The sequence below is a fragment of the Pseudonocardia sp. genome (genome assembly GCF_025465255.1).
Classification (GTDB): domain Bacteria; phylum Actinomycetota; class Actinomycetes; order Mycobacteriales; family Pseudonocardiaceae; genus Pseudonocardia.
In genome coordinates, this window is the sequence record NZ_JAODNI010000176.1 from 1 (window position 1) to 23,772 (window position 23,772).

Below are 23,772 nucleotides of genomic sequence, written 5' to 3' on the forward strand. Positions count from 1 at the left end.
ACCTTGCCGAATCTGCCTCTATGAGATCAAGGCGCCGCCTCCGGCGGCGCGGCCGGCCACCCCGGCCCTCCGGCTCGCCCGCTCCTGCCTCCGGCCCGCGTGCGGCCGGCGGCCCAGCTACCCGGCCCAACCGCAGGGGTGGGCACCAGATCCTCAGAGTCCATCGGCAGGGCTCCGCGGCACCACGACGACCTGATGCTCATCCTCGTAGACCACAGCACCGGGATCATCCGAACGCCGCTCGACGCAGTCGACACCGTGCGCCCGCAGGATCGCCAGGTAGCCCGGGACACGCCCCAGGAACTCCGTCGCCGACGTCCTGAACCACGAAGCCGCCTGCGGATAGATCCCACGGTCATACGCCTCGGGCGGCGGATAGATCAGGGTCCGGTCGTACCACGCGTTGTTGATCCGCCAGAACTCATGCTCCGTGTCCGACAGGAGGCCGTGACGCGCCAGACCGTTCACCAACCCGAACAGGCCGGTGCGGCGGCCGTCGTCATTCAGAAGTGGGCTCTCGTACCGGATAAACCGATCAGACACGAGCAAAGCCTAGGACCAGGCTCCGCCCGAACCCGGCACCGCTCAGAGATCAGGGGAAGTGCGGCGGGGGTGGTGATCTCCTCGCGGCACGCCGAGACGGCAGCCAGACCGAGGGGCGGGCCACAAGGCGGGACTACATGCCTTGCACCCCACCCCTCGGCCCGGCAGGGTTCCACCCGCGCCGCGAGGAGATCACCACCAGCACCCAGCGTGGGGAGAAGATCCGGGCCATTCACGGGCCATTACGAGGGGTCAGCAGCGGTCAACGACGGGGTGCCCAGACCGGGACGCGGCGCAGGTCAGGACCGGGACGTCGCCCCCACACGCTGATTCCCAAGCTGAATACGCGGGTTCGATTCCCGTCATCCGCTCCAACCACGAAAGCCCAGCTCACACGGTGTCCACACCGGAGCTGGGCCTTCGTCGTATCGGAGGTCATCCGGCCTGCAACAACAGCACACCGACTATGACGCGAAGCGGATGAGCGCGAGGACGAGAGACAGCACGCCCAACGCGAGCGGCGGGACGAACTGCTCCTTGCGGCGGATGTGGACGACCACGGCGCCCGCCATCACGACTGCGAGCCCGACAGCAGCGATGGGTGTGAGGATCGGCGCGACGTTCAGGAGCCAGGGAAGGATCAGACCGACGGCGCCGACGATCTCGATCGTGCCGATGGCCTTGATCGAGCCGTCGGCGAAGTCGTCGGCGTAGCCCATGCCCGCCGCCACCAGGGCCGGCTTCGGCCTCGCAATCTTCATCCCGCCCGCAGCCAGGAAGGCCGCGGCGAGCACGATCTGCAGGATCCAAGCGACGACGTTCATACGGACTCCAGGGTGAGTGGCCCGACCGGGCCAGGCATGATTGAATGCTCATCAATCTAGCCCGAGAAACATGAATGCTGAAGTACTTCTGGTGGGCGTCATGAAACCGTGATCCACCGGCGGCCGGAGTCGAACGAACCGGCGCCCACCAGCTGCTCCCTCGTCGGCGACGAGATCCGCCGACGCAGGCCGCCGGGCCGGCCGGCGCCTGCATCGCCGCTCCTTCGCCCGGCGGCCGGTCATCAGGTGAGACCGTGGCCGGCGAGCCGGTCCTCACACCGTCCGTCGCCGTGAGGTGAACCTGAGCGCTGCTCGATCACGGTTCGACGACGGTGGTGTCCCTCTCACGAGGGACGAGGATGATCGTCTGGATCAACGGGGCGTTCGGGGTCGGGAAGACCCGGACGGTCCTGGCACGGCTCGACGCCGACCCCGCGATCCAGCCGGTGATCGTGCCGATGACCCTGGTGGTCGACGAGTACGCGGACGAGATCCTGAACGGCCTGCGCAACCGCGGAACCGACCTGCGGCACGTCAGCCTCAGGGCCTCGCCGGACACCGTCCGCCGGCGCCTCCGCCCCGCGGCGGTCGCGACCCGTGGGCCGAGGAGCAGATCGAGCGGTGCACGACGGCGCTCGCCCGGCCCGCTTCGCCCGGCACCTCGCCACCGACGACCAGGTCGTCGACGACGTCGTCGAGGACATCGCGCGGGACCTCGGCCTGGAGCTCCGGGCACCCCGGCGCCGCCGGACCGTCCTACGGCGCCTCCGCTCGTGACGCCGGGACCAGCGAGATCCGCATCACCGGCATCTCCCGGCCCAGTTCGGACGTCACGCGCCCGACCACCGTCGCCCCCTGTCGCTCGTAGAACCCGACGGCGTAGGGCTCGGCCTCCCACTCCATCCGGGTCGCACCCCGCGCCGCGGCGCGGGAGACGGCGTCGGCGAAGAGGATCGCGCCGATTCCGGAGCCGATGTGCTCCGGGACGACCCAGAGGTCGTCGAGGACCGCGACCCCGCCGTGCAGGATCGCGCTGAACCCGATGGGCGTGGCGTCGTCGTCCTCGAGGACGCGGACGTCCCGGCGGGTCACGTAGTCGTCGTCCGGGACGATCACCGCCGCGAACCGGGCGAGGAACTCCGGGCCGTAGGACCAGTGGCCCTTCGACGCGACGGCGATGCGTCGCAGCACGGGCCGGTCCGCCGGCGTTCCAGCACGGATCCGCACACACCGAGCCTAGATCAGCGAGGCTCCTCAGCTGTCGAAGAACTCCAGGAGCGCCCGGTTGAACTCCTCGGGGTGGGTCGCGTTGAGCCCGTGCGGCCCGCCCTCGATCACGACCGTCGTGCTGTTCCTGATCGTCTCGGCGGAGCGCTTGCCGCTGACCTCGAACGGGACGATGGCGTCCGCGTCGCCATGGATGACGAGCGTCGGGACGTCGACGGCCTCGACGTCCTTGCGGAAGTCCGTGCGGCCGAACGCGGTGATGCAGTCCAGCGTGCCCTTCGGCGACGCGATCGCGGCCATGTCGCGGTGGTACTCCCGGTTGACCTCGCTGATCAGGTCCGTCCTGTCGCCCGCTGCGAAGAAGGTCCGGGTGAAGTCGTCCAGGAAGGCGATGCGGTCCGCCTTCACGCCGTTCCGGAACTGCTCGATCGTCGCGTCATCGAGGCCGCCGTCCGGGTTGTCCTCGGACTTGTAGAGGTACGGCGGGACGGCCGCCGCGAGCACGGCCTTGGCGACCCGGTCCGAGCCGTGCGCGCTCAGGTACCGGACGACCTCGCCGCCGCCCATCGAGAAGCCGACGAGCGTCGCCTCCCGGGCGTCGAGGTGGACGAGCAGCGCGTGGAGGTCCGCGGCGAAGGTGTCGTAGTCGTAGCCCTCCCACGGCTGCGAGGACTTGCCGAAGCCGCGGCGGTCGTAGGTGATGACGCGGTACCCGGCGTCGACCAGCGCGGGTACCTGCTTCTCCCAGGAGCGGCCGGACAGCGGCCAGCCGTGGATCAGGACCACGGGCTTCCCGGAGCCGTGGTCCTCGTAGTACAGCTCGATGGGGCGGTCGTTCTCGGTGCCGACGTTGAGGAGAGGCATGTCGTACGAGTGCCCGGTGCCGGCGCGCTCAATCATCGCGTTGCCTGCGGAGCCTCGCGCCGCCAGGCGTCCTCGACCTGCTCCACCAGCTGGTCCCGCCCGACCTTCTCGAGGTCCACGAGGATGGACGCGTCGCCGTCGTGGATCGCCGCCAGGTCGTCCATGGCCCCATCCTGGCGGCCCGGACCCTGCGCCGTCGTGGAGAAACCGGATCAGGCGGAGTGTTCGGCCAGGAACTTCTCGACGGCCTCGCGGGCGGCGGGCCGGGCCGCCTCGGGCTTCCAGGACTCGACGAGTGACGCGTTCGGCGCCCTCTCCACCAGGTGCCGCGACGCGCTCTGCGGGTGGTGCTCGTCGTCGCCCATGAGCACGAGGATCGGCGTCGGGAAGGCGGCGATCTCGGATCCGGGAACGCTCCACAGCACGTCGTCCCCGCCGTAGAGGTTGTCCCTGAACCCGGCCCAGTCCTCGGCGCCGGCCTCCGGGTGGGCGTCCCGCCTGTCGTCCGCGAACGTGTCGAACGCGGTGAGGAAGAGGTCCCGGTTGCCCTCGAGCCCGATCGGCTGCAGGGCCACCGCGGACGCGACGCGCTCCGGCGCGGTGTGGATCAGGCTGAGGATGAACGCCCCGCCGATGCACATGCCCAGGACGTGGAACCGGTCGACGCCCAGGTGGTCCAGCAACGCGAGCTGGTCCGCGGTGTAGCTGGGCCAGCCGTCCGACGCGCGGACCGGGGCGAAGGAGCCTCCGGCGTTGCGCTGGTCCATCGTGATGACGCGGAAGTGCGGGGAGAGCTGTTCGACCGGGCTCCAGGGCGCCCGGTCCCAGAGGTCGATCGCGGAGCCCAGGCCGCCCGGCGCGAGCAGCAGGACAGGGAACCCCGACCCGGTCTCCTCGTAGTGAATGGTCAGCTCGCCGTGCTCGAAGGTCGACATCTCCACCACCTTCCTCTCGTCGGTGATCCGACCACACCCGCGGCGGCGCCGCGGAACGAGAACGGCGCGACGCCCGTGGGACGTCGCGCCGTTCGGATCTCGTGTGACCGGAGTCACTGCTACCCGTCAGACGCGGGGTGCACCCGCCCGGTTCGCCGGTCCCCACGTCGTCGACCCGCCGGAGGTCACCCGCTGCACCGGGAGCTCGTAGAACCCGCTCATCAGCCCGCCCTGGGGCGGTCGCGGCTGCTTCCGGCGGTCCGCGCGGAACGCGGCCAGCCGGCGCCGTGGCTCCTCCGAGACGTGGACGACCAGCAGCACCAACGCGGTCCCCACGATCACTGGCGCACCGACCACCAGCATCGGCCAACCGAAGGCCAGATACGCCACGACCAGCGCCACGACCTCCATGGCGATGACCGTTCCTGCCATACGCACCACCGTGCGCACCTCCCCCTGAACTCTTCCGCCCGCCCCCGCGGGCCCACAGCTTCTATCTTGTCGGGCCGGGCGTTCGTCACGCCGACCGGCCCGGCCGAGACCCGACCGAGACCTGCCCCGTCAGCGGGCGCTCGGAGCGGCTCCGCCCGGCGGCGGAGCGGAGGCCTGACCGGACGCTCCGGCCGTGGACCCGTCGGTCGACGAGGCACCGCCGGACGGCGCACGGTTCGCGGACCCCGGGGCCTGCTGCGGAGGTGGTGCGGCGCCACCCGCCGGCGGGCTCGAGGCCGGCGCGGGCTGCGCGGGCGCCGTGCCCTGCGGCGGTGGGCTCTGGCGCCGGTCCTGCGCGGGCGGCGCCCCGTCCGACGGGCCCGGGGCGGAAGGGGCCTGAGCGGCGGGGCCCTGCGCAGGAGGATTCGGCGCAGGAGGATTCGGCGCAGCCGCGTTCCCGGCCGCAGGGTCCTCCGCCGGGGGCTGCGCGGCCGCCGGGGAGCGGGGTGCGGACGAGTTGGGCGGCAGCTCCTGCGCGTTCCGGGCGGACCCGCTCGGGGTGGTCGCACTCGCCCCGGGCCGGACCTCCCCGGTCTCCCGCGCCCTCGTCGGCTGCGGCGCCACGATCCCCGGGCTCCCGTCCTCGACGACCGTGGGGCTCGTCGACAGCGGCGCGACGGACGGCGCGGGGGGACCGCTCGTGGTGCCGGTCCCGAGCTCCGCCTCCGCACCGGTGCCGAGGGCCTGCTCGCGCGGCCAGGCAGCCACGATGCCGGTCAGGCCGAGGGCCATCAGCAGCGCCGAGGCGCCGATCAGCACCCCCGTGCGCCGGCGGCGGGACCCGCCGCCGTCGCCGTACTCCCAGACCGATTCCGCCGCGGGCAGGCGGGTGACCGCGGGCGCCGTGTAGGGCGCCGGGTCCGCCGCGGGGAGGGACGCCGCAGGGGCGTCGGCGATCGGCGGCGCGAACGACGTCGCCGGCAGGCCCGGGCCGGAGGCCGGCACCGGGCCCACCGCGATCGCGGTGACCGCGCCCGCGTTCGCGGCGGTCGCGCCGGCCGCGAGCACGTACGCGGCCGTACCCCGGTCCCCGGAAGTCCCGGCGGGATCCGGGACCCCCGGCAGGATCGCCAGCACGGCCCCGATCGCGGCGGCGTGCTCCGGCTCGGGGTCGATCCGCGCCGGACGGCCGAGCGTCTCGGCGACGACCGTGCCCACCAGCGGGACCCGCGCGGAACCGCCCACCAGCAGGACGTCCGCGACGTCCACGCCGGACGCCTCCACCGTCCGTCGGAGCAGCGCGGCCGCCGCCTCGACGAGGGGCCGGGCCAGCTCGTCGAAGCTGTCCCGGTTCAGCCACGAGGCGGGCGGCGAGGCGTGCAGCGGCGACGGGTGTCCGGTCGGGACGGCGATCTCGACGGCCGGCTCCGCCGACAACCGCTCCTTCGCGCCCCGGCACGCGTGCAGGAGCGCCGCGTCGTCCGCCGGACCACCCGCCGCGACCCGTTCGGCGAGCAGCCGGTCGAGCTCCGTGCCGGCGCCGCCGTCGACCCGCTCGGCCGCGAGGACGTCCAGGTCCGCGCCGACCACGGCCGCCGTGCAGTGGCTCTCCCCGAGGTCCAGGACGGCGAGCGGCCCCGCGGACCCTCCCCCGTCCCTGATCGCGACGGCCCGGGGCGCCGCCACGAACGTCACGGCCAGGCCGAAGCCTTCCAGCGCCGCCCCCAGCAGCGACTCGGCGTGCAGGCTCCACGACGGCGGGCGGCTGAGCGCGATCCCCTCGGGCTGCCCACCCTCGCGCTCGGCGATCCGGTCGACGAGCCGGCGCACGAGCACCGCGCACAGCGTCTCCGCGGCCCAGGACCGGCCCGCGACCAGCAGCGGCCCGGGGACTCCCACCCGGGCGGTGAAGCCGCGCGCCTCCCGGGCGGGGTCGGCGGAGAAGCCGGGGACCATCGCGCCGTCGGCGTTGAGCGACAGGACGGACGACAGCTCGTAGACGTGCGTGTCCGGGGGGCCGTCGGGCACCGGGCGGCAGACGACGGCGACGGTGCGCGTCGCGCCCAGATCGATCCCGAGCCGGTAGCCCATCCCACCCCCTGCCGTGTGGGGCCGACCGCCGCGTCCGCGGAGGGGTCCCTCCGGGAGGATCGGGATCTTGCGGCCGCCGGTGAACCGTCCACGCCGGGGGAGCACCCGAAGGTGGGTCATCCCTCCGGGCGCCGCCGGGCCCGCACCGGGGGTTGCGCCCCGGGTGATCCAGCACTGATGCCAGAATCGGCCGCGATGCGACCGGAGACCTCGTGACGCCGTCCGACCCCACCGTCCCCGGGGAGTCGTGGTGCGTCGTCCTCGCGGGCGGCCGGGCCCGGCGCTTCGGGCGTCCGAAGCAGTTCGAGCCCGTCGGCGGCATCCGGATGATCGACCGTACCGTCGCCGCCGCGCGCCGGACGTGCGACCGGGTCGCGCTGGTGTTGCCGGCCGGCGTCGAGTGGGACGGTGACCGCGTGGACGCCCTCGCGGTGGGCGGTGACCACCAGTCCGAGTCGATGCGCGCGGCGCTCGCCGTGATCCCCGACGACGCCGGGATCATCCTGGCCGCGGACCCGGCGCACCCGCTGGCGTCGGACCGGCTGTTCCTCGACGTCCTCGCGGCCGTGCGGGGCGGGGCGGACGGCGCGGTGCCGGTCGTGCCGCTGCTGGAGATCGTCCAGCGCGTCGTCGACGGGGTGGTCCGGGAGACCCTGCCCAAGGACGACCTGGTGATCACCCAGGCGCCGCACGCCTTCCGCGCGCCGGTGCTGCGGAAGGTGCACGAGACCAGACCGCGCCCGGTGGAGAACTCGAGCCTGCTCGTCGAGCACGGCTACACGGTGGTGACGGTCCCGGGTGACCCCGGGAACCTGCACGTCACGACGCCGGAGGACCTCGGCATCGTGCACAGGCTCACGGGCCTGTGACGGTGCTGTGATCGATCGACCGCACGACACGGACGGACCGGCTCCCCAGGTCCGCCTGTAGCGACAATGCCGAACGAGATCGGAGAGCAATGAACCAGGACACGCCGGTGGTGATCCTCTGCGGAGGACAGGGAACCCGTATCCGGGAGGTCAGCGAGCGCCTCCCGAAGGGCATGGTCGAGATCGGCGGCCGTCCGGTGCTCTGGCACATCATGAAGCTCTACAGCCACTACGGCTACCGCCGCTTCATCCTCTGCCTGGGCTACAAGGGCTGGGAGATCAAGCAGTTCTTCCTGGACTACCGCTCGCACCTGTCGGACTTCACGATCTCCCTCGCGGAGGGCGAGCACGAGCCGGCCTTCCGCAACGGGGTCGCGGACGAGAACTGGGAGATCACCTTCGTCGAGACGGGCCTCGAGGCGGGCACCGGCGCGCGGCTCAAGCGGATCAAGCAGTACATCGACACCCCGCAGTTCATGATGACCTACGGCGACGGCGTCAGCGACGTCGCGATCGACCAGCTGGTGAAGAACCACGAGGAGGCCGGCCGGCTCGGCACGGTCACCGCGGTCCACCCGACGTCGAAGTTCGGCGAGATGAACGTCGACGGCGACCAGGTCGTCGAGTTCAACGAGAAGCCCACCCAGGTCACCGGCTGGGTCAGCGGCGGGTACTTCGTCTTCGAGAAGTCCTTCCTGGACGACTACATCGACGACCGCGAGGACAACTTCCTCGAGGAGGGTCCGCTGGGCGAGCTCGCCCGGGACAAGCAGCTCTCGGTGAACAGGCACGAGGGCTTCTGGGCCGCCATGGACACGTTCAAGGACTACGAGACCCTGAACAAGATCTGGGCCAAGGGCGACGCCCCGTGGAAGCTCTGGGACGACGAGCCCCGCAGCTGGTGAGCCGCGCGGCGCCCGGTGGGGACCCTCAACGAGGTGGGCCCACCGGGTCCGCGGACGAGTCCGCGGGCTCGCCCGACGTGCCGAGCAGCTCCTGCCATTCCGGATGCTCGACGACGTCCGGCACGCTCTCGACCTGACGCTCCTCGGCGAGCACGTTCACGGCCTTCTCGGCCTCCGAGCGCTCGCCCCGGCGCACCGTCCGGGCCAGCACCGGCCAGGACTCCCCGCCGATGATCCCGTTCGCGTCCTCGGCCTTCGTCTCCGCCTGGAAGCGGCGCACCGCGGTCGTCATGGCGGGGGAGTACGCGCCGTCCACCGGGACGTCGTGTCCGGCGTCGCGAAGCAGGTGCTGGACGGCCAGCACGGTCGCCCCGCTGTCGCCCGGGCGCACCAGGGGCCATGAAGCCTTCACGGTCGCCTCGGCCTCCAGCCGCCGGCCCAGGATGCCGGCGACCTCGCCGCGCAGCCGGGGCAGCATCCCGTAGAGGCGGTCCCCCGGGCAGGCGGTGTTCTTGAAGTCGCGGTGCCCGTACATCTCGGTCGGCGCGATCCCGTACTGCGCGCAGATGTAGGCGCACGTGTCCCGCAGCGAGTTCCAGAGCGCGGGCGGCGGGTCGACGTCGACGTAGATGCCCTCGTTCTCGATCCCGACGGCGACCACGTTCTGCCCGCTGCAGTGCGCGCCCTCGACCTGCTGACGGCCCCCGCGCAGCACCTCCAGGCTGCGGTGCCGCCCCTCCAGCACGAAACCGCCGCGGCTGATCGTGAAGTGCTGCCCCGTGTCCAGCCAGCCCCGGGCGTCCATGTGGTAGTTCTGGATCGACCTGGCCAGCGCGTCCGCCGCGCCGCGGCCGGTATCCGCCTGGTTCGGCGACGCGGTGTGGTGCACCAGGACCTTCACCGGCCGCTGGTTCCAGACGGGCACGATCTGCTTGTTCGGCCGGGCGCCCCAGCCGGGGCAGGGGACGATGTCCGGTCCCGCCTCCGCGAGGGTCCCGGAATCCGGAAAGGCCGAGCGGACGGCCGGATCGGCCACGGCGGTTCCGGTGCTGACCAGGGACAGGCCGCCGACGGCGAGTCCGCCCACCATCAACCCTCGACGGGACATCCCACGAGCCGACCCCTGACCCACCGCTGCCCCCAGCTCGTCCAGATGACGCACCATGCGTCACAACGACCTCATCAGGACCATCCGAACCATCGCCCACACACGTAACGTGCACAAGCTGGGAGCCCGAAGGTGTGATCACCGGGATGGGTGTGCGTGGCCGGGCGCTTGCCTTGGTTACCGGCGAGTAATATCCTCAGCCGTAGTTACCGGCCGGTAGGAACAGGGCGGCCGGACGGTCGACGAATTCCGCTGGAGAGACCGATGGGCCACTTCAAGAGCAACCTCCGTGACCTCGAGTTCAACCTCTTCGAGGTCTTCCGCGTGCAGGACGACTTCGGCCCCGACGGCGTCGATCTGGACACCGCCAAGGGCGTGCTGAAGGAACTGAACGCCGTCGCGACCGGCCCGCTGGCCGAGTCCTTCATCGACGCGGACCGCAACCCGCCCGTGTTCGACCCGAAGACCCATTCGGTGACGCTGCCGCAGTCCCTCAAGGACGCCTACCAGGTCCTGATGGACGGGGAGTGGTGGCGCCTGTCGCTGCCGGACGACCTGGGCGGATACGGCATCCCGCCGACCGTGCAGTGGGCCGCCGCCGAGCTCATCCTCGGCTCCAACCCCGCCGCGTTCATGTACATGGCCGGGCCGAACTTCGCCTCCGTCGTGCACCACAACGGCACCGAGCAGCAGAAGCACTGGGCCGAGCTGATGATCGAGCGGGGCTGGGGCGCCACGATGGTGCTGACCGAGCCGGACGCCGGATCGGACGTGGGCGCGGGCCGCACGAAGGCCGTCCAGCAGGAGGACGGCACCTGGCACGTCGAGGGCGTCAAGCGGTTCATCACCTCGGCCGAGCAGGACATGACCGAGAACATCATGCACCTGGTGCTGGCCCGCCCGGAGGCTCCCGGCATCGAGCCGCGGCCCGGGACCAAGGGCCTCTCGCTGTTCCTCGTGCCGAAGTTCCACTTCGACGCGGAGACCGGCGAGCCCGGCGAGCGCAACGGCGCCTTCGTGACGAACGTCGAGCACAAGATGGGCCTCAAGGCGTCGACGACGTGCGAGCTCACCTTCGGCGCGCACGGCACCCCGGCCGTCGGCTGGCTGCTCGGCGAGGTGCACGACGGCATCGCGCAGATGTTCCAGGTCATCGAGTACGCCCGGATGATGGTGGGCACGAAGGCGATCGGCACGCTGTCCGCCGGCTACCTCACCGCGCTGGGCTACGCCAAGGAGCGCGTCCAGGGCGCGGACCTGACGAAGATGACGGACAAGGCGGCGCCGCGCGTCGCGATCACGAACCACCCGGACGTCCGCCGCATCCTCATGCTGCAGAAGGCGTACGCGGAGGGCCTGCGCGCCGTCTACACCTACACCGCGACCTTCCAGGACCAGATCCGCCGCGGCGGGGACACCGCGCTCGCCGAGAAGGTCAACGACCTGCTGCTGCCGATCGTCAAGGGTGTCGGCTCGGAGCGGGCCTCCGAGATGCTGCTCCTCTCGCTGCAGACCCTCGGCGGCTCCGGCTACCTGCAGGACTACCCGATCGAGCAGTACATCCGGGACGCCAAGATCGACTCGCTGTACGAGGGCACCACGGCGATCCAGTCCCTGGACTTCCTGTTCCGCAAGATCGTCCGGGACAACGGCCAGGCGCTCGCGCACGTCGCCGGCGAGATCCAGGCGTTCATGGAGAACGAGACCGGCAACGGCCGGCTCAAGGAGGAGCGGGCGCTGCTCGGGAAGGCCCTCGGCGACGTCCAGGGCATGCTCGGCGCGCTCACCGGCTTCCTCTACTCCTCCGCCGAGGACCAGGCGAACCTGTACAAGGTCGGCCAGCACACCGTCCGGCTGCTGATGGCGGTCGGGGACCTGCTCGTCGGCTGGCTGCTGCTGCGCCAGGCGGACGTCGCCCAGACCGCGCTCGCGGGCGAGGTGGCGGAGAAGGACAAGGCCTTCTACGAGGGCAAGGTCGGCGCGGCCCGCTTCTTCGCCAGGACCGTCCTGCCCCGGCTCACGGGCGAGCGGAAGATCGTGGAGAACGCGGACAACGTCCTCATGGAGCTGTCCGAGAACGCCTTCTAGTCTGCGCCTCCGGCGCCGACAGGCGGCGTCATGGAGCCACAACGCGGTCTATCGACCCCGAAGAGCGCGGTGTGGCTCCATGGTGCGGCCGGGCCTACTGCTTGATGTAGGACTCCAGCTGCTCGCGCTCGATCTCCAGGGTGTCGATTCTCGCCTTCACGAGGTCCCCGATGCTGACGATGCCGCGGAGCTCCCCGTCGACGACCACCGGCAGGTGCCGCACCCGCCGGTTCGTCATCACCCGGGCGAGGTCCGCGGCACTGTCGTCCGGGGAGCAGGTGACCAGGTCCGTCGTCATGATCTCGACGACCGCGGCCTCCAGCAGCGCGGCGCCCCGCTCGTGGAGCCTGCGGACGATGTCGCGTTCGGACGCCATCCCGACCAGGACGCCGTCCCGGACCACCGGCAGGGCGCCGTAGTTCCCTTCCGCCAGCAGGGCGAGCAGGTCGCTCACCAGCGCGTCCGGCTCCACCGTCGCGACGGCTGTGCCCTTGCTGCGCAGTACGTCGGCAATACGCATGGCGCCCCCGATCGTCGTGACCACATTGTCCTGACGAAGGGTACGAGGAGTGAGCCGCGTCTCGCGACTTCCGGCCGGGTGCTTCCCCCGGTTACCGCCCGCAGACCACTGTGGGTGACGGGTTGTACCTGACCGTGCGGGTCTTGTTCGTGACCTCGCCGGTCTGCACGTTCCGCATGGTCTTCGTGTCCGTGACCGTGAAGCCCGGCGCGCCCTTGCTGGGCGAACAGGGCTCGCCCGGCGGCATCGTGATCGTCTGCGGCTCCGTCGGGTTCGTGCGCGGCCCGGTGGTCGACGTGACGTCGTACCGCTTGCTGCCGAACATCTTCACGGTGAGCGACGACGGGGTCCAGATCGTCTGGATGAGGACACCGGTCGGGCCGTCGTTGCGGAACTTCAGGTCGATGACGTCGTCGAAGACGGTCGCCTCGCGGCCGGCGGGGTAGCGGCTGATGTAGAAGCTGTGCTCCTTGTGCTCGACGTCGACCATGCCGGCGAAGTACGCGGCGTTGTACGTCGTCGTCGCGACCTGGGAGACGCCGCCGCCGATGCCGCGGGCCGAATGCCCGTTCTCGATGATCCCGGCCTCGACGTAGCCGTTGGAGGCGTTGCGCGGGTTGGTCGCCTGGTTCAGGCTGAAGGTCGCACCCGGCGCCACGATCGTGCCGTTGATCTGCTCGGCGGCCCGCTTGATGTTCTGCCCGGAGTCGGCCGCGAACCCGCCCGTGGTGAACGAGCTGATCTCGCCGGTGATGCCGAGCTGGTTGATCTGGTCCGTGGTGACCTTCGCCGGCTGGTCCGCGTAGACCGCGGTGACCTGACGGGCGCCCTGCCCGGTGAGCACCGGGACCAGGTCCTTGAACGTCGCGGCGTAGTCGATGCCGCGGCCGTCCTCGGACGGCATGATGACCGGCGATCCGGTGGAGAAGTCCAGGGTCGCGTCCCGGCCCGGCTTCTCGGTGGCCGCGAGCTGCGGCTGCACGGCCTCGGTCACCGTCTCGATGTTGATCTCCGGCACGAGGTGGGGCTCGGCGTTCTCGTCCGCCTTGAAGGTCAGCGCACGGGCGATGGCCTCCGGGGCGAGCGTGGCCTGCGCGCCCTCGCCGAGCACCGTGACCGGCGCCGCGACCGCGGGCGTCGCGAACTGGTCGATGGCGCGCTGGACGTCCTCGGGGCTGGTGATCGTCGGCTGCCGGACGAGCGGGAGCGCGACCGGCGACCCGGTGGCCCAGTCCCGCTCGAGCACCCCGACGGCGGCCTGCAGGTCGAGCTGCTGGCCGGGGACCGGCGGCACGGCGGTCGGGGTGGTGCCGTCGAACTTCACGTTGCCCTCGACCGGGTCCTTGTCCACGACCGGCGCGAGCTGCTCGAGCGCGGTGGTCACCGAGCGCTCGTCCGCGGTGTTGACGACGCCGACCTCGCGGTCCGTGAAGAACGACGTGACGCGGGTGATCGGGTTGAGCGGCTGCGCGCCGGCGGCGTCGATCGTCGCGGGGTAGTCGACGGCCAGACCGGCCGCCTTCGGGTCGATCTGGCTGGTCACGGTGCCCGCGGTGATCTGCACGGGCAGCGACGACCGGGGCTCGACCTCGGCCTGCAACTGCCGGGTGGCCTCCGCCTTGGACAGTCCGCCGATCTCCAGCCCGGCGACGGTGACGCCACGGGGCACGTTGCCGGTGCTGAACACCAGGTCGCCGACGTAGAGCAGGGCCAGCACGGCGACGACGCCGGCCAGCACCAGGACGCGACGCCTGCGCTTCGGCCGGGACGCGCCCTCGTCGTCACCGCCCCCGGAGCCGGTGGGCGGGCCGGGAGGCGGGGTCCCGCCCCCCGTGGCCGCGAACTGCTCGGTGGGGGGATCGATCACCGAGGTGGCGGCCGCGGCCGCACCGGTGGCCCCGCCGTCGCGGGGGATCGTGTCCGTGGGCTGCTCGCTCGCGGGGCGGTCGGCGCCGTTCGGCGCGGCGGCGCGGGACACCAGCGGGATGGCCTGGGTGGACTCGGCGCCCCAGTCCGCGGCGCGCGGGTCGCTCACGGCCGGCGCCGGAGTGGGCACGGTGGAGGCGGTGTCGACGGAGCCGGGGCCGGTCGCTCCGGCCGGGTCCCCGACACCGGGCCCCGTGGCTCCGGCCTCGCCTGCCGCCTCGCCCGTGCCGGCGACGCCGGCCTTCCCGTTCGCGGAAGCGGGAGCGACACCCGCCGCCTTCGTCTGCGGGGACGACGTGCCGGCGGCCTCGGCGCTCGCCGCAGAGGCCGCGGCACCGGCCGCCGAACCTGCTCCGGTGGCCGGTGCCGCCGCCGTCGAACCCGACGGGTTCGTGGCGACCGTCGGCGAGTCGTCCCCGGCCGGCTGGGGCTGGGGACGGGGGCGCGCCCGGGGCGCGGAGCCGGGCGCCACCGGGGAGGGGCTGGTGCCGCTCACCGCCGTGCCGTTCGTGGCCGTCCCGTTCGTGGCCGGCGCGGGCTCGCTGCGGGCCGGGGCCTCGGCGTCGCCGCTCCCTGCCGGGCGCTCGGCCGGGCTCGAGGCCTCGGCCGGACGTGCCGGGTCACCGGACGGGCGGGCGTCGGTTCCCACCGACGTCTCTCGATCGGTCACCTCGCCGGACGAGGGCTGCCGCTCGGACATGAAGTGCCTGTTCCTTCCCCACGAATACCGCCGACCCGTCCCGCGTCGACGGGGCGTCAGAGGTACAAACCGGTGCCCTGGGAGGCGCTCTCCGCGCTCACCGTGGCGACGGCATGCAGGTCCCGCTCCCGCATGACGAGGTAGGAGGCCCCCTGGATCTCCACCTCGTACTGGTCCTCCGGGGCGAGGAGCACCCGGTCTCCCGCCTTCACGCCGCGGACGTGCTGACCCGTCCCCACGACTTCTCCCCAGATCAGCCGCTTCGCCACCTGCGCGGTGGCCGGGATGACGATGCCCGCCGTGCTGCGCCGCTCGCCGGATCCCTCGACGATCTTGATCATGACGCGGTCGTGCAGCATCTGGATCTCGAACTTCGGGTCCGACACCGGGCAGATGCTACGGGGAGGGCGCCGTACGCCACCCGGCGGTGCCCTCCGCCGCGCTCCCGGAGCGGCCCCGGACACGAGAATGCCCCGTGGAGCTGCCAGGTCGGGGGTCCGACAGCGCCACGGGGCTGTACTGGGAATCGGTACCCCGGCCCCCCGTGTTACCTCTCGGGCCGCGATTCCCCGACTTCACCCTTTCGGCCTAACGCCCCTGCTTACGTGTGCGCCAGCAGGTAGCGGCCGAAATGCGGAACGGTGAAGGCGATCTGGCCCCGTTGCGCGGAGAACACCAGGCCCTTCTTCAACAGGCTGTCCCGCGCCGGGGAGAGCGACGACGGCTTCCGCGCAAGGTGGTCCGCGATGCCCGAGGTGACGACGGGCTCGTCCGTCCCCTCCGCCAGCTCGGCCATCGCCCGCAGGTACTCGCGCTCCGCGGGGGTCGCCCGCTCGAAGCGGGACCCGAAGAATCCGACGGCCAGCTCCGCCTCGGCCTCCGGCGCCGCCACCGCGACGTCCGTGACGCCGATGGGGCTCGTCGGCGCGGCGTCCCAGGCCGCTTTGCCGTACGCCTGGACGAAGTAGGGGTAGCCGCCGGAGCGCTGGTAGAGGTCGTCGAGCGCCTCGCCGTCGAACCCGGCCTCCTCGCGCTCCGCGGGCGCGAGCAGCGCGAAGTCCGCGTCCGCCCGGTCCAGCTGGCCGATCCGGCTGTACTTGAACAGCCGCTCCGAGTACGACTTCGACGCCGAGAGCACCGCGGGCAGGTGCGGCAGCCCGGCCCCGACGACCACGAGGGGCGCCCGGGACTGCGAGAGCTCGTGACAGGCGGCGCAGAGGGCGGACACGTCGTCCGGCCGCAGGTCCTGCATCTCGTCGATGAGGATCGCGATGCCGGTGGAGACCTCGCTCGCCAGCTCGGCGACCTCGGTGAACAGCTCGACGAGGTCGATCTCGATGTCCCCCGAGTCCGCGCGCCCGTTCTTCACCGGGACGTCGATGCCGGGCTGCCAGCGGTCCCGCAGCTTGGCCTCCGACGGCGACGCCCGCAGCGCGAACGCCTTGAGCACGCCGAGCACCTCGTCGACGCGTTCCTGCCGGGGATGCTGGACGGCGAGGTCCCGGATCGCGCGGTGCAGCGCGGCCGCGAGCGGGCGGCGCAGGTCCGCGTCCGGCCGGGCCTCGATCTTCCCGGCGCCCCAGCCGGCGCGCAGCGCCATCGAGCGCAGCTCGCCGAGCAACACGGTCTTGCCGACGCCGCGCAGCCCGGTGAGCACCAGGCTGCGTTCCGGGCGCCCGCGCGCGACACGCTCGAGCACGATCTCGAACGCGTCGATCTCCTTGTCCCGGCCGGCGAGCTCGGGCGGCCGCTGACCAGCGCCGGGAGCGAACGGATTGCGCACCGGATCCATGGGATCGGACGGTATCCGGCCGTCTTGGCGGAACCCTAGATTTTGCTATCGGGCCCGATCGGCGTGTCGCCCGCGCGAGGAGGACTTCGGACGGACATCCGCCGACCACGCGCGCGGTCTGGTGCGACGCGCGCGGTCGACGATGCGCGTCTGGCCGAACGGCGCGCGTCGAGCCGGCCCGATCACGCCCTGCGCGTGAGCGCGTCCGCGATGCAGAACAGCCCGAACGCCGCGAACCCCAGTGCCACCACGATCAGCACGGACACGCCCAGGGGAGTGGTCGCGAGCAGGCGCAGCGCCGCGTCCAGCCCGCCGGCGCGGGCGGCGTCCGAGGCCAGCGCGGCGGTCCCGAGCAGCACCCCGACCACGCCGAGCGCCAGCGCCCGGGCGACGTGCCCGATCGCCCCGAGGATCTCGATGCCGTGCCGCACGCCCTCCGGCAGGTGGCGGACGTCGAGGTCGTCCATGAAGGTCCGGCGCACGCCCGTGTAGGTCATCGCCACCGCGATCACCAGCACGACGACCGCCGCGCCGGCCACCAGCAGCCGGCCGGCCGGAAGGGCGAGCAGGTCCGCGGTGGCCGCCCGGGCGCCCGCGTTCCCGGAGCGCCGACCGCCGCCGAGGAACGCGACGGCCGCGGCCGCCAGGCCGAGCATCGCGATCGCCTTCGACACCGCACCGACGCGCTTGCGCACCCGTTCGCCGCCGGACACCCAGCGGAAGCCGAGCACCGCGGCCGTCAGCTGCCAGAGCGCGAACGCCACCAGGCACACGACGGCGACGACGAGCGCCACCTCCCCGAACCGGGTCGAGGCGACGGACGCGACGGCGCCCTGGACGTCCGCGTTGCCGATGGGCGTGCCGAGCGCGATCTGCACTGCCAGCCACCCGACGAGGAGGTGCACGATCCCGTACCCGGCGAGCCCGACCCGGCCGAGCAGGTCCACGACGGGACCCGGCGCGTCGGAGGGGCCCTGCCGCACCAGCCGGCGCAGGCGCGGGAGAAGGGCGGCCACGGGACACACGGTAGCGATCGCCTCCTCTACGGACGTCTAGCGCCGGCACGAGATGGGCCGAGACGGCCCGATCTGTTTGGCTTCGGACATGACCGACATACCCGAGATCGTCACCGAGGGCACCGGGCACCACGAGGAGATCGCGGACCGGGCGGAGTTCGAGCTGGGCTTCTCGGCGAAGGGGCGCACCCGCGCCGCCGCCGTCACCGCGCTCGGGAAGCTCGTCGCCGCGGCACAGCCGGCCCTGGACTCGCCCGCGGTGGCCGTCACCCACCGGCGGTTGTGGGTGCACGACGAGTGGCGGCGCGGCTCCCGGACCGGCACCTGCCGGGCCGAGGAGCACCTGACGCTGCGGGTCACCGACCTCGACCGGCTGGAGTCCGTACTCGGGTCCCTGCTGGCCGCCGAGCCCGCGAGCTTCTCGGGGCCGGCCTGGATCCTCGAGGACTCGGACGCCGCCCTGGCCGCGGCGCAGCGCGAGGCCGTGCGGGACGCCCGGCGCCGGGCGGAGGGCTACGCGGCCGCGCTCGGCGGCCGGCTGGGCGCACTGCGCCGGCTCAGCGAGTCCGACGGGCGCGGGGTGCCGATGATGGCGATGCGGGCGGCCGCCGCCGAGGGCGGCCCGGACGTCGACGTCCACGACCTCGAACTGGAGCCGGAGCCCGTCCGCGTGACCGCCCGGTGCACGACCGCCTGGGTGCTGGAGACTTGAGGGCTCTTCACCCGTAAGGGGGCAGGACACACCCCGACACCGCCGTCGAGCACGCTCTACAGGGTGATTCCTCCATCTCGGCTGGTGCAGTGGCCCGTCAGGCAACACACTCGTTCGGAGTAATCGTGTGTGCGCCTACTCGACGGGGAGGATCCGTGGGATCCGGACGGCACAGCATGACGAAGCAGACGCGGCAGGAACTGCGGATGCGGCCCGGCCACCACGCGCGGACGGGCGTCCGTGCCGGTCGACGCGCGCTCCTGGGCGGCGCGGTGGCGCTCCTGCTGACCGGTGGTGCCGCCACCGTGCTGAGCCACCAGCAGGGGCCGGTGCCGATCGCGTTCGTGGTCTCGACCGACCGGTAGGTCAGTCGGCGATCGTGCCCTCGATGACCATCGGGCCGGCCGCGTCCGGCCCGCGGCGGGGGCCGCCGTCGTAGGTGGGTCCGCCGACGACCTCCGCGTCGACGATCGGGCCCTCGCTCCGGATGCGCGCGGTGCGCAGGCCCGGGCTGCGGCGCTCGGCGGAGGCCACGATCCGCCTGCGCACCAGCGCCCGGGTGGGCGGCAGCACGAGCAGCAGCCCGAGCATGTCCGTGACCAGGCCGGGGACGAACAACAGCACGCCGCCGGCGGCGACGAGCATGCCGTCCGTCATCTCGGAGTGCGCGACCTTAGGGCTGCGCGCGGCCTCGGCGAAGGCCTGCGCGGCGCGCAGCCCCTCGCGGCGGGCGAGCAGGAGTCCGACCACGGAGCTCGCCAGCACGACGAGCAGCGTGGCGGCGAACCCGATCCACGAACCCAGCGCGATGAAGGCCGCGATCTCGACGACGAGGTACAGCAGCACGAACGGCATACCCGTAGAACGTCGGAGCTGCCGTCCGTGCTCCCGTTTCACCTGATTGTTTGCTGTGAGCCCCTACCAGGTCAGGGCCAGACCCGGATCCTCCAGCAGCGCCCCGACGTCGGCGAGGAAGCGCGAGCCCTGCTCGCCGTCGACCAGGCGATGGTCGAAGGAGAGCGCGAGCTGGCAGACCGTCCGGACCGCGAGCTCCCCGTCTACGACCCACGGCGCCGGTTTGATCGCGCCGAGGGCCAGGATCGCCGCCTCGCCCGGGTTGAGGATCGGCGTGCCCGTGTCCACCCCGAACACGCCCACGTTCGTGATCGTGAACGTGCCGTTCGCGAGGTCCGCCGGCGGCGTCTTCCCCGACCGGGCGGTGGCGGTGAGCTCGCCGAGCGCGCCGGCGAGGCCCGCGAGGTCGAGCGTGTCCGCGTCCCGGATCTTGGGCACGATCAGCCCGCGCGGGGTCGCGGCGGCGATCCCGAGCTGGACGTGGTCGTAGTAGACGATCTCGCCCGCCGCCTCGTCCCAGCTCGCGTTGACCTCCGGGGTGCGCCGGGCCGCGAGGCAGACCGCCTTCGCGACGAACGCGAGCGGGGTCAGCTTCACCTCGGCGTACGCACGGGTGCCGCGAAGCCGGTCCCGCAGCGCCATCGTCGCGGTCACGTCCACGGCCAGGAACTCCGTGACGTGCGGGGCGGTGAAGGCGCTGGACACCATGGCCGCGGCGGTCGCCTTCCGGACGCTCCGGATCGGTTCACGCCTGCTGCCGCCCCTGCCCGGGGCCGGAGCGCCCGCCGTGGTGCCGCCGGCCGGAACCGCCTGTTCGGCCGGTGCGCTCGCGGCCGCCCGGACGTCGTCCCGCGTGATCGCACCGGTCGCGCCGGAACCGGCGAGCGAGCGGAGGTCGACGCCGAGGTCCTTGGCGAGCTTGCGGACGGGCGGCGTGGCCAGTGGGACCCGCTCACCGTTCGGGTGCGCGGATCCGTTGGGCGCGGTCGTCTCGCGAGCAGCGGCGGGCTCCCCGGGCGGTGCGGGAGGAGCCGGCGGCGCGGACGGCGAGCGCGGGGCGGCCCCACCGCCGCGGCGCGGACGGCGCCGGGCCGTGCCCTGCCGCGGCCCGTACCCGACGAGCGTCGCGATCCGTCCGTCCTTGCCCGCCTCGCCGATCTTCGCCCCGGCGTCGGCCTCGTCACCGGGAGCCGGGCCACCCGCCGTCTCGATCGCGATGATCGGCGTCCCCACCTGCACCGTCGCGCCGGGTTCGGCCAGCAGCTCGCCGACCGTCCCCGCGAACGGCGAGGGCAGCTCGACGACCGCCTTGGCCGTCTCGATCTCCACCAGCACCTGGTTGACCGTGACCGTGTCCCCGGCCGCGACCTGCCAGCCGACGATCTCGGCCTCCGTGAGGCCCTCGCCGACGTCCGGCAGCCTGAACTCCTGTCGCACGCCGATCACCAGGCCAGCGAACGGTCGACGGCGTCGAGCACCCGGTCGAGGTCGGGGAGGAAGTCCTCCTCGCACGCGGACGGCGGGTACGGGGTGTCGAACCCGGTCACCCGCAGTACCGGCGCCTCCAGCGAGTAGAAGCACTCCTGCTGCACGCGCGCCGCGATCTCCGAGGTCACCGAGGACTCGGACGGCGCCTCGGACACGACGACGAGGTGCCCGGTGCGCCGCACGGACTCGAACACCGGGCCGAGGTCCAGCGGGGACAGGGCCCGCAGGTCGATCACCTCGAGGTCCAGGCCGTCCGCCTCCGCGGCGGTGGCCGCCTCCAGGCAGGTCTTCACGAGCGGGCCGTAGCAGGCCACGGTCACCTGCCGCCCCGGCCGCAGCACCCGGGACGCGAGCAGTGGCGCCGGAGCCTGCGCGGTGTCGACCTCGGACTTCTCCCAGTAGCGCCGCTTGGGCTCGAAGAAAATCACCGGGTCGTCCGTCTCGACGGCCTGCTGGATCATCCAGTAGGCGTCCTCCGCGTTCGAGCAGGCGACCACCTTCAGGCCCGCGACGTGGGCGAACAGGGACTCCGGGGACTCACTGTGGTGCTCCACGGCGCCGATCCCGCCGCCGAACGGGATCCGCACGACCACCGGCATCGGGACCTTGCCCTGCGAGCGGAAGCGGACCTTCGCCAGCTGGGAGACGATCTGGTCGTAGCCGGGGAACACGAAGCCGTCGAACTGGATCTCGCAGACCGGGCGGTAGCCGCGGATCGCGAGCCCCACGGCGGTGCCGATGATGCCGCTCTCGGAGAGCGGGGTGTCCAGGACACGCTGCTCGCCGAAGTCCTTCTGCAGGCCGTCGGTCACCCGGAAGACGCCGCCCAGCTTGCCGACGTCCTCGCCCATGACCAGGACCTTCGGGTCCCGTTCCATCGCGGCGCGCAGGCCGTCGCCGAGGGCCTTCGCGATCGTCATCTGCGGCATCTCACTCACCACCCTCGAAGGACGCGTGGTACGCCAGGTACTCGGCCTTCTGGGCCTCTACCTGGGGCGACGGGTCCGCGTAGACCTCGGAGAAGATCCGGTCCGGCGGCGGGTCCGGCATCGCCAGGCAGAAGGCCCGCAGCCGTTCCGCCAGCGCGTCCGCCTCGGCGTCGACGTCGGCGAAGAACTCGGGCTCCACGCCGTGCTCGCGCACCAGGTTCACCCGGACCCGCTCGATCGGGTCCTTGAGCTTCCACAGCTCCACCTCGTCCGCGAGGCGGTAGCGGGTCGCGTCGTCGGAGGTGGTGTGGGAGTCCATCCGGTAGGTGAAGGCCTCGATCAGCACCGGGCCGTTGCCGCTGCGGCACTCCTCGAGCGCCCAGCGGGAGACGGCGAGGCAGGCCAGGACGTCGTTGCCGTCGACCCGGATGCCGGGGAAGCCGTAGCCGCGGGCGCGCTGGTAGAGGGGCACCCGGGTCTGCTTCTCCAGCGGCACCGAGATGGCCCACTGGTTGTTCTGGCAGTAGAAGACGACCGGCGCGTCGTAGGCGGCGGCCCAGACGAAGCCCTCGTGGACGTCGCCCTGGCTGGTGGCGCCGTCGCCGAAGAAGCACATCGTGGCCTCGTTCGTCCCGGTGTCGCCCGGGGACCCGCCGACCCGGCTGTCGAACAGCTGGCCCATGGCGTAGCCGGTCGCGGTGAGGCACTGGTTGCCGGTGACGATGGTGTAGAGGTGGGAGCGGGTCTCGATCGGGTCCCACGAGCCGTTGTCGGTGCCGCGGAAGATGCCGAGCAGGTCCGTCGGGTCGATGCCCCGGCACCACGCGACGCCGTGCTCGCGGTAGCTGGGGAACGCCATGTCCTGCGGCGCGAGCGCGCGGCCGGCGCCGATCTGCGCGGCCTCCTGGCCGAGCAGCGGCACCCAGATCCCGAGCTGGCCCTGGCGCTGCAGCGCGTTGCCCTCCCGGTCCGCGCGCCGGACCAGGACCATGTCCCGGTAGAGGTCCTTCAGTGCGGCGACGTCGACGTCGGCCGCGTACGGCTCGAAGCGCTCGTCGCGCACGCGGACGCCCTCGGGCGTCAGCATCTGCACGAGGTCGGCGCCACCGGAGTCCGTCCCCCTGAGCCCGGAGAGGATGTTCTCCCTGGTGGGACGGGAACGGGGATCGCCCGGGATCCAGGCCTGCGGATCGGACACGGTGCCTCCTGTTGCCTCGCGGCCCGCGGCCGCTGGTGGCGGCGCGCGGACCTGTGGCGACGGGCGGCCCCGCGGGTGGGCGGGTCGTCCGGCGCCGGACGTCCTGGTGGGACCGATCCTGGCACGGCTCGCGGCCACCGGGGAGCGTGCGCGGCAACATGATCGGTTCCGCATCCGTGGGCGCGGCAACAGGGTGTGAGGACGTCCGATGCTCGGAACCACCGGACGTGTGGACCGCACACGACAGGGCCCGGGCCACCGTCAGGTGACCCGGGCCCGTGGTGCGTGCTCGGTCAGCTCGGCCGGTACGGCGACGTCGGCGGGGTGTCCTTCGCCGGGTTGCCGGCCGCGCTGTTGCCGCTGCCGGGGATGGACCCGGTGTCGGGCGCGTCGTACGCGGTGGTGGTGCCGGGAGCGCCGTAGCCCGGACGCGGCTGCGGGACGCCCGCGACGTCCTTGACCTTGCGTGCGGCGCTCGAGATCTGGCCCGAGTACTTGCCCTTCGTCTGCTTGTCGACGAACTGGGCCGCCTGGTCCAGGATCTTCCCGGCCTTGTCCGGGTTCTTCTTCGCATAGCGGCGGGCGGCCTCGGCCGCACCCGCCAGCGCGGTCAACTTCCTCATCATGGCCATGCCGTCCTCCGAGGGTTCGGGGTGTGTCGTGAGAGGAACGCGTGGGCGCTCCGTCCGGTTCCGCTTACCCTCGGGCCGGTCCTGCCAACCGCATGTCCCACAGATGTCCCCGCGGCCA

At 72.6% G+C, this 23,772-nt stretch carries 26 protein-coding genes; 6 read left to right on the top strand and 20 right to left on the bottom strand.

Annotated features, from left to right (window positions below):
• Positions 1-153 precede the first annotated feature (153 nt).
• The 3 genes from JWP64_RS21200 to JWP64_RS21210 form a co-directional block, all read right to left on the bottom strand.
• Positions 154-543: a hypothetical protein gene (locus tag JWP64_RS21200; RefSeq protein WP_297499850.1), complete on the bottom strand. Its 390-nt coding sequence runs from the start codon at positions 541-543 to the stop codon at positions 154-156.
• Positions 544-1,007: 464 nt separating this feature from the next.
• Complete coding sequence (locus JWP64_RS21205; protein ID WP_366890348.1) at positions 1,008-1,337, bottom strand: DoxX family protein; 330 nt, start codon at positions 1,335-1,337, stop codon at positions 1,008-1,010.
• Positions 1,338-1,683: 346 nt separating this feature from the next.
• On the bottom strand, positions 1,684-1,878 hold the full coding sequence (locus tag JWP64_RS21210) for a hypothetical protein (RefSeq protein ID WP_297499854.1): 195 nt from the start codon (positions 1,876-1,878) through the stop codon (positions 1,684-1,686).
• Positions 1,879-1,988: 110 nt separating this feature from the next.
• On the opposite strand from JWP64_RS21210, the gene JWP64_RS21215 reads away from it, so the two are divergent.
• Positions 1,989-2,144 (top strand): hypothetical protein, encoded by a 156-nt coding sequence (locus JWP64_RS21215; RefSeq protein WP_297499856.1) that lies wholly within the window; start codon positions 1,989-1,991, stop codon positions 2,142-2,144.
• Here JWP64_RS21215 and JWP64_RS21220 read toward each other — a convergent pair.
• The 6 genes from JWP64_RS21220 to JWP64_RS21245 all read right to left on the bottom strand — a co-directional run bounded on the left by JWP64_RS21220 (position 2,124) and on the right by JWP64_RS21245 (position 6,916).
• The gene (locus tag JWP64_RS21220; RefSeq protein WP_297499858.1) at positions 2,124-2,594 is read right to left on the bottom strand and encodes a GNAT family N-acetyltransferase; all 471 of its coding nucleotides are present in this window, start codon (positions 2,592-2,594) and stop codon (positions 2,124-2,126) included. The genes JWP64_RS21215 and JWP64_RS21220 overlap by 21 nt on opposite strands.
• A gap of 27 nt (positions 2,595-2,621) precedes the next feature.
• Positions 2,622-3,494 carry an alpha/beta hydrolase gene (locus JWP64_RS21225; protein ID WP_366890351.1) on the bottom strand — a complete coding sequence of 291 codons (873 nt, stop codon included), beginning with the start codon at positions 3,492-3,494 and terminating at the stop codon, positions 2,622-2,624.
• On the bottom strand, positions 3,491-3,622 hold the full coding sequence (locus tag JWP64_RS21230; RefSeq protein ID WP_297499859.1) for a hypothetical protein: 132 nt from the start codon (positions 3,620-3,622) through the stop codon (positions 3,491-3,493). The genes JWP64_RS21225 and JWP64_RS21230 overlap by 4 nt, the downstream gene beginning before the upstream one ends.
• A 48-nt stretch (positions 3,623-3,670) precedes the next feature.
• A complete protein-coding gene (locus JWP64_RS21235) occupies positions 3,671-4,393 on the bottom strand; it encodes an alpha/beta hydrolase (RefSeq protein WP_297499861.1) in 723 nt (240 codons plus the stop codon).
• A 126-nt stretch (positions 4,394-4,519) separates the two neighbouring features.
• Entirely contained in the window at positions 4,520-4,825 is a 306-nt protein-coding gene (locus JWP64_RS21240) for a hypothetical protein (RefSeq protein WP_297499863.1), read from the bottom strand.
• Positions 4,826-4,954: 129 nt separating this feature from the next.
• Positions 4,955-6,916 (bottom strand): Hsp70 family protein, encoded by a 1,962-nt coding sequence (locus tag JWP64_RS21245; protein ID WP_297499865.1) that lies wholly within the window; start codon positions 6,914-6,916, stop codon positions 4,955-4,957.
• A gap of 212 nt (positions 6,917-7,128) precedes the next feature.
• Between JWP64_RS21245 and JWP64_RS21250 the strand changes: the two genes are divergently transcribed.
• Both JWP64_RS21250 and JWP64_RS21255 read left to right on the top strand, forming a co-directional pair.
• A complete protein-coding gene (locus tag JWP64_RS21250; RefSeq protein ID WP_297499867.1) occupies positions 7,129-7,785 on the top strand; it encodes a 2-C-methyl-D-erythritol 4-phosphate cytidylyltransferase in 657 nt (218 codons plus the stop codon).
• An 89-nt stretch (positions 7,786-7,874) separates the two neighbouring features.
• Positions 7,875-8,690 carry a glucose-1-phosphate cytidylyltransferase gene (locus JWP64_RS21255; protein WP_297499869.1) on the top strand — a complete coding sequence of 272 codons (816 nt, stop codon included), beginning with the start codon at positions 7,875-7,877 and terminating at the stop codon, positions 8,688-8,690.
• A gap of 25 nt (positions 8,691-8,715) precedes the next feature.
• On the opposite strand, the gene JWP64_RS21260 is transcribed toward JWP64_RS21255, so the two are convergent.
• Entirely contained in the window at positions 8,716-9,780 is a 1,065-nt protein-coding gene (locus JWP64_RS21260; protein ID WP_297499871.1) for a peptidoglycan-binding domain-containing protein, read from the bottom strand.
• A 282-nt stretch (positions 9,781-10,062) separates the two neighbouring features.
• Here JWP64_RS21260 and JWP64_RS21265 point away from each other — a divergent pair, with 282 nt between their 5' ends.
• Positions 10,063-11,886, top strand: a complete 1,824-nt coding sequence (locus tag JWP64_RS21265; RefSeq protein ID WP_297499872.1) for an acyl-CoA dehydrogenase — start codon at positions 10,063-10,065, stop codon at positions 11,884-11,886.
• Between the two features lie 94 nt (positions 11,887-11,980).
• Here JWP64_RS21265 and JWP64_RS21270 read toward each other — a convergent pair whose 3' ends face one another.
• From JWP64_RS21270 to JWP64_RS21290, 5 genes are all read right to left on the bottom strand, one after another.
• Positions 11,981-12,406: a CBS domain-containing protein gene (locus tag JWP64_RS21270; protein WP_297499874.1), complete on the bottom strand. Its 426-nt coding sequence runs from the start codon at positions 12,404-12,406 to the stop codon at positions 11,981-11,983.
• A 91-nt stretch (positions 12,407-12,497) separates the two neighbouring features.
• Positions 12,498-15,032: a VanW family protein gene (locus JWP64_RS21275; RefSeq protein ID WP_297499876.1), complete on the bottom strand. Its 2,535-nt coding sequence runs from the start codon at positions 15,030-15,032 to the stop codon at positions 12,498-12,500.
• A gap of 56 nt (positions 15,033-15,088) precedes the next feature.
• Complete coding sequence (locus tag JWP64_RS21280; protein ID WP_297499878.1) at positions 15,089-15,418, bottom strand: co-chaperone GroES; 330 nt, start codon at positions 15,416-15,418, stop codon at positions 15,089-15,091.
• A gap of 215 nt (positions 15,419-15,633) precedes the next feature.
• Positions 15,634-16,824 carry an ATP-binding protein gene (locus tag JWP64_RS21285; protein ID WP_297499880.1) on the bottom strand — a complete coding sequence of 397 codons (1,191 nt, stop codon included), beginning with the start codon at positions 16,822-16,824 and terminating at the stop codon, positions 15,634-15,636.
• A gap of 182 nt (positions 16,825-17,006) precedes the next feature.
• Positions 17,007-17,840 carry a DUF1206 domain-containing protein gene (locus tag JWP64_RS21290; protein WP_297499882.1) on the bottom strand — a complete coding sequence of 278 codons (834 nt, stop codon included), beginning with the start codon at positions 17,838-17,840 and terminating at the stop codon, positions 17,007-17,009.
• 88 nt (positions 17,841-17,928) lie between these two features.
• Here JWP64_RS21290 and JWP64_RS21295 point away from each other — a divergent pair, with 88 nt between their 5' ends.
• Positions 17,929-18,552, top strand: a complete 624-nt coding sequence (locus JWP64_RS21295) for an SIMPL domain-containing protein (RefSeq protein WP_297499884.1) — start codon at positions 17,929-17,931, stop codon at positions 18,550-18,552.
• Positions 18,553-18,728: 176 nt separating this feature from the next.
• A complete protein-coding gene (locus JWP64_RS21300) occupies positions 18,729-18,917 on the top strand; it encodes a hypothetical protein (protein WP_297499886.1) in 189 nt (62 codons plus the stop codon).
• 1 nt (position 18,918) lies between these two features.
• Here JWP64_RS21300 and JWP64_RS21305 read toward each other — a convergent pair whose 3' ends face one another.
• The 5 genes from JWP64_RS21305 to JWP64_RS31655 form a co-directional block, all read right to left on the bottom strand.
• Positions 18,919-19,407: an FxsA family protein gene (locus JWP64_RS21305; protein WP_297499888.1), complete on the bottom strand. Its 489-nt coding sequence runs from the start codon at positions 19,405-19,407 to the stop codon at positions 18,919-18,921.
• A 63-nt stretch (positions 19,408-19,470) separates the two neighbouring features.
• Entirely contained in the window at positions 19,471-20,850 is a 1,380-nt protein-coding gene (locus tag JWP64_RS21310) for a dihydrolipoamide acetyltransferase family protein (RefSeq protein WP_297499930.1), read from the bottom strand.
• Positions 20,850-21,824, bottom strand: a complete 975-nt coding sequence (locus JWP64_RS21315; RefSeq protein WP_297499890.1) for an alpha-ketoacid dehydrogenase subunit beta — start codon at positions 21,822-21,824, stop codon at positions 20,850-20,852. The genes JWP64_RS21310 and JWP64_RS21315 overlap by 1 nt, the downstream gene beginning before the upstream one ends.
• A gap of 1 nt (position 21,825) precedes the next feature.
• Entirely contained in the window at positions 21,826-23,022 is a 1,197-nt protein-coding gene (locus JWP64_RS21320) for a thiamine pyrophosphate-dependent dehydrogenase E1 component subunit alpha (protein ID WP_297499892.1), read from the bottom strand.
• A 293-nt stretch (positions 23,023-23,315) separates the two neighbouring features.
• Positions 23,316-23,648, bottom strand: a complete 333-nt coding sequence (locus JWP64_RS31655) for an antitoxin (RefSeq protein ID WP_366890354.1) — start codon at positions 23,646-23,648, stop codon at positions 23,316-23,318.
• Between the last annotated feature and the right edge of the window lie 124 nt (positions 23,649-23,772).

Coding starts and splice junctions, on each gene's coding strand:
- JWP64_RS21225 (WP_366890351.1), bottom strand. CDS start 3,494: ATGATTGAGCGCGCCGGCACCGGGCACTCGTACGACATGCCTCTCCTC.
- JWP64_RS21230 (WP_297499859.1), bottom strand. CDS start 3,622: ATGGACGACCTGGCGGCGATCCACGACGGCGACGCGTCCATCCTCGTG.
- JWP64_RS21235 (WP_297499861.1), bottom strand. CDS start 4,393: ATGTCGACCTTCGAGCACGGCGAGCTGACCATTCACTACGAGGAGACC.
- JWP64_RS21240 (WP_297499863.1), bottom strand. CDS start 4,825: ATGGCAGGAACGGTCATCGCCATGGAGGTCGTGGCGCTGGTCGTGGCG.
- JWP64_RS21245 (WP_297499865.1), bottom strand. CDS start 6,916: ATGGGCTACCGGCTCGGGATCGATCTGGGCGCGACGCGCACCGTCGCC.
- JWP64_RS21255 (WP_297499869.1), top strand. CDS start 7,875: ATGAACCAGGACACGCCGGTGGTGATCCTCTGCGGAGGACAGGGAACC.
- JWP64_RS21260 (WP_297499871.1), bottom strand. CDS start 9,780: ATGGTGGGCGGACTCGCCGTCGGCGGCCTGTCCCTGGTCAGCACCGGA.
- JWP64_RS21265 (WP_297499872.1), top strand. CDS start 10,063: ATGGGCCACTTCAAGAGCAACCTCCGTGACCTCGAGTTCAACCTCTTC.
- JWP64_RS21270 (WP_297499874.1), bottom strand. CDS start 12,406: ATGCGTATTGCCGACGTACTGCGCAGCAAGGGCACAGCCGTCGCGACG.
- JWP64_RS21275 (WP_297499876.1), bottom strand. CDS start 15,032: ATGTCCGAGCGGCAGCCCTCGTCCGGCGAGGTGACCGATCGAGAGACG.
- JWP64_RS21285 (WP_297499880.1), bottom strand. CDS start 16,824: ATGGATCCGGTGCGCAATCCGTTCGCTCCCGGCGCTGGTCAGCGGCCG.
- JWP64_RS21295 (WP_297499884.1), top strand. CDS start 17,929: ATGACCGACATACCCGAGATCGTCACCGAGGGCACCGGGCACCACGAG.
- JWP64_RS21300 (WP_297499886.1), top strand. CDS start 18,729: ATGACGAAGCAGACGCGGCAGGAACTGCGGATGCGGCCCGGCCACCAC.
- JWP64_RS21305 (WP_297499888.1), bottom strand. CDS start 19,407: ATGCCGTTCGTGCTGCTGTACCTCGTCGTCGAGATCGCGGCCTTCATC.
- JWP64_RS21315 (WP_297499890.1), bottom strand. CDS start 21,824: ATGCCGCAGATGACGATCGCGAAGGCCCTCGGCGACGGCCTGCGCGCC.
- JWP64_RS31655 (WP_366890354.1), bottom strand. CDS start 23,648: ATGATGAGGAAGTTGACCGCGCTGGCGGGTGCGGCCGAGGCCGCCCGC.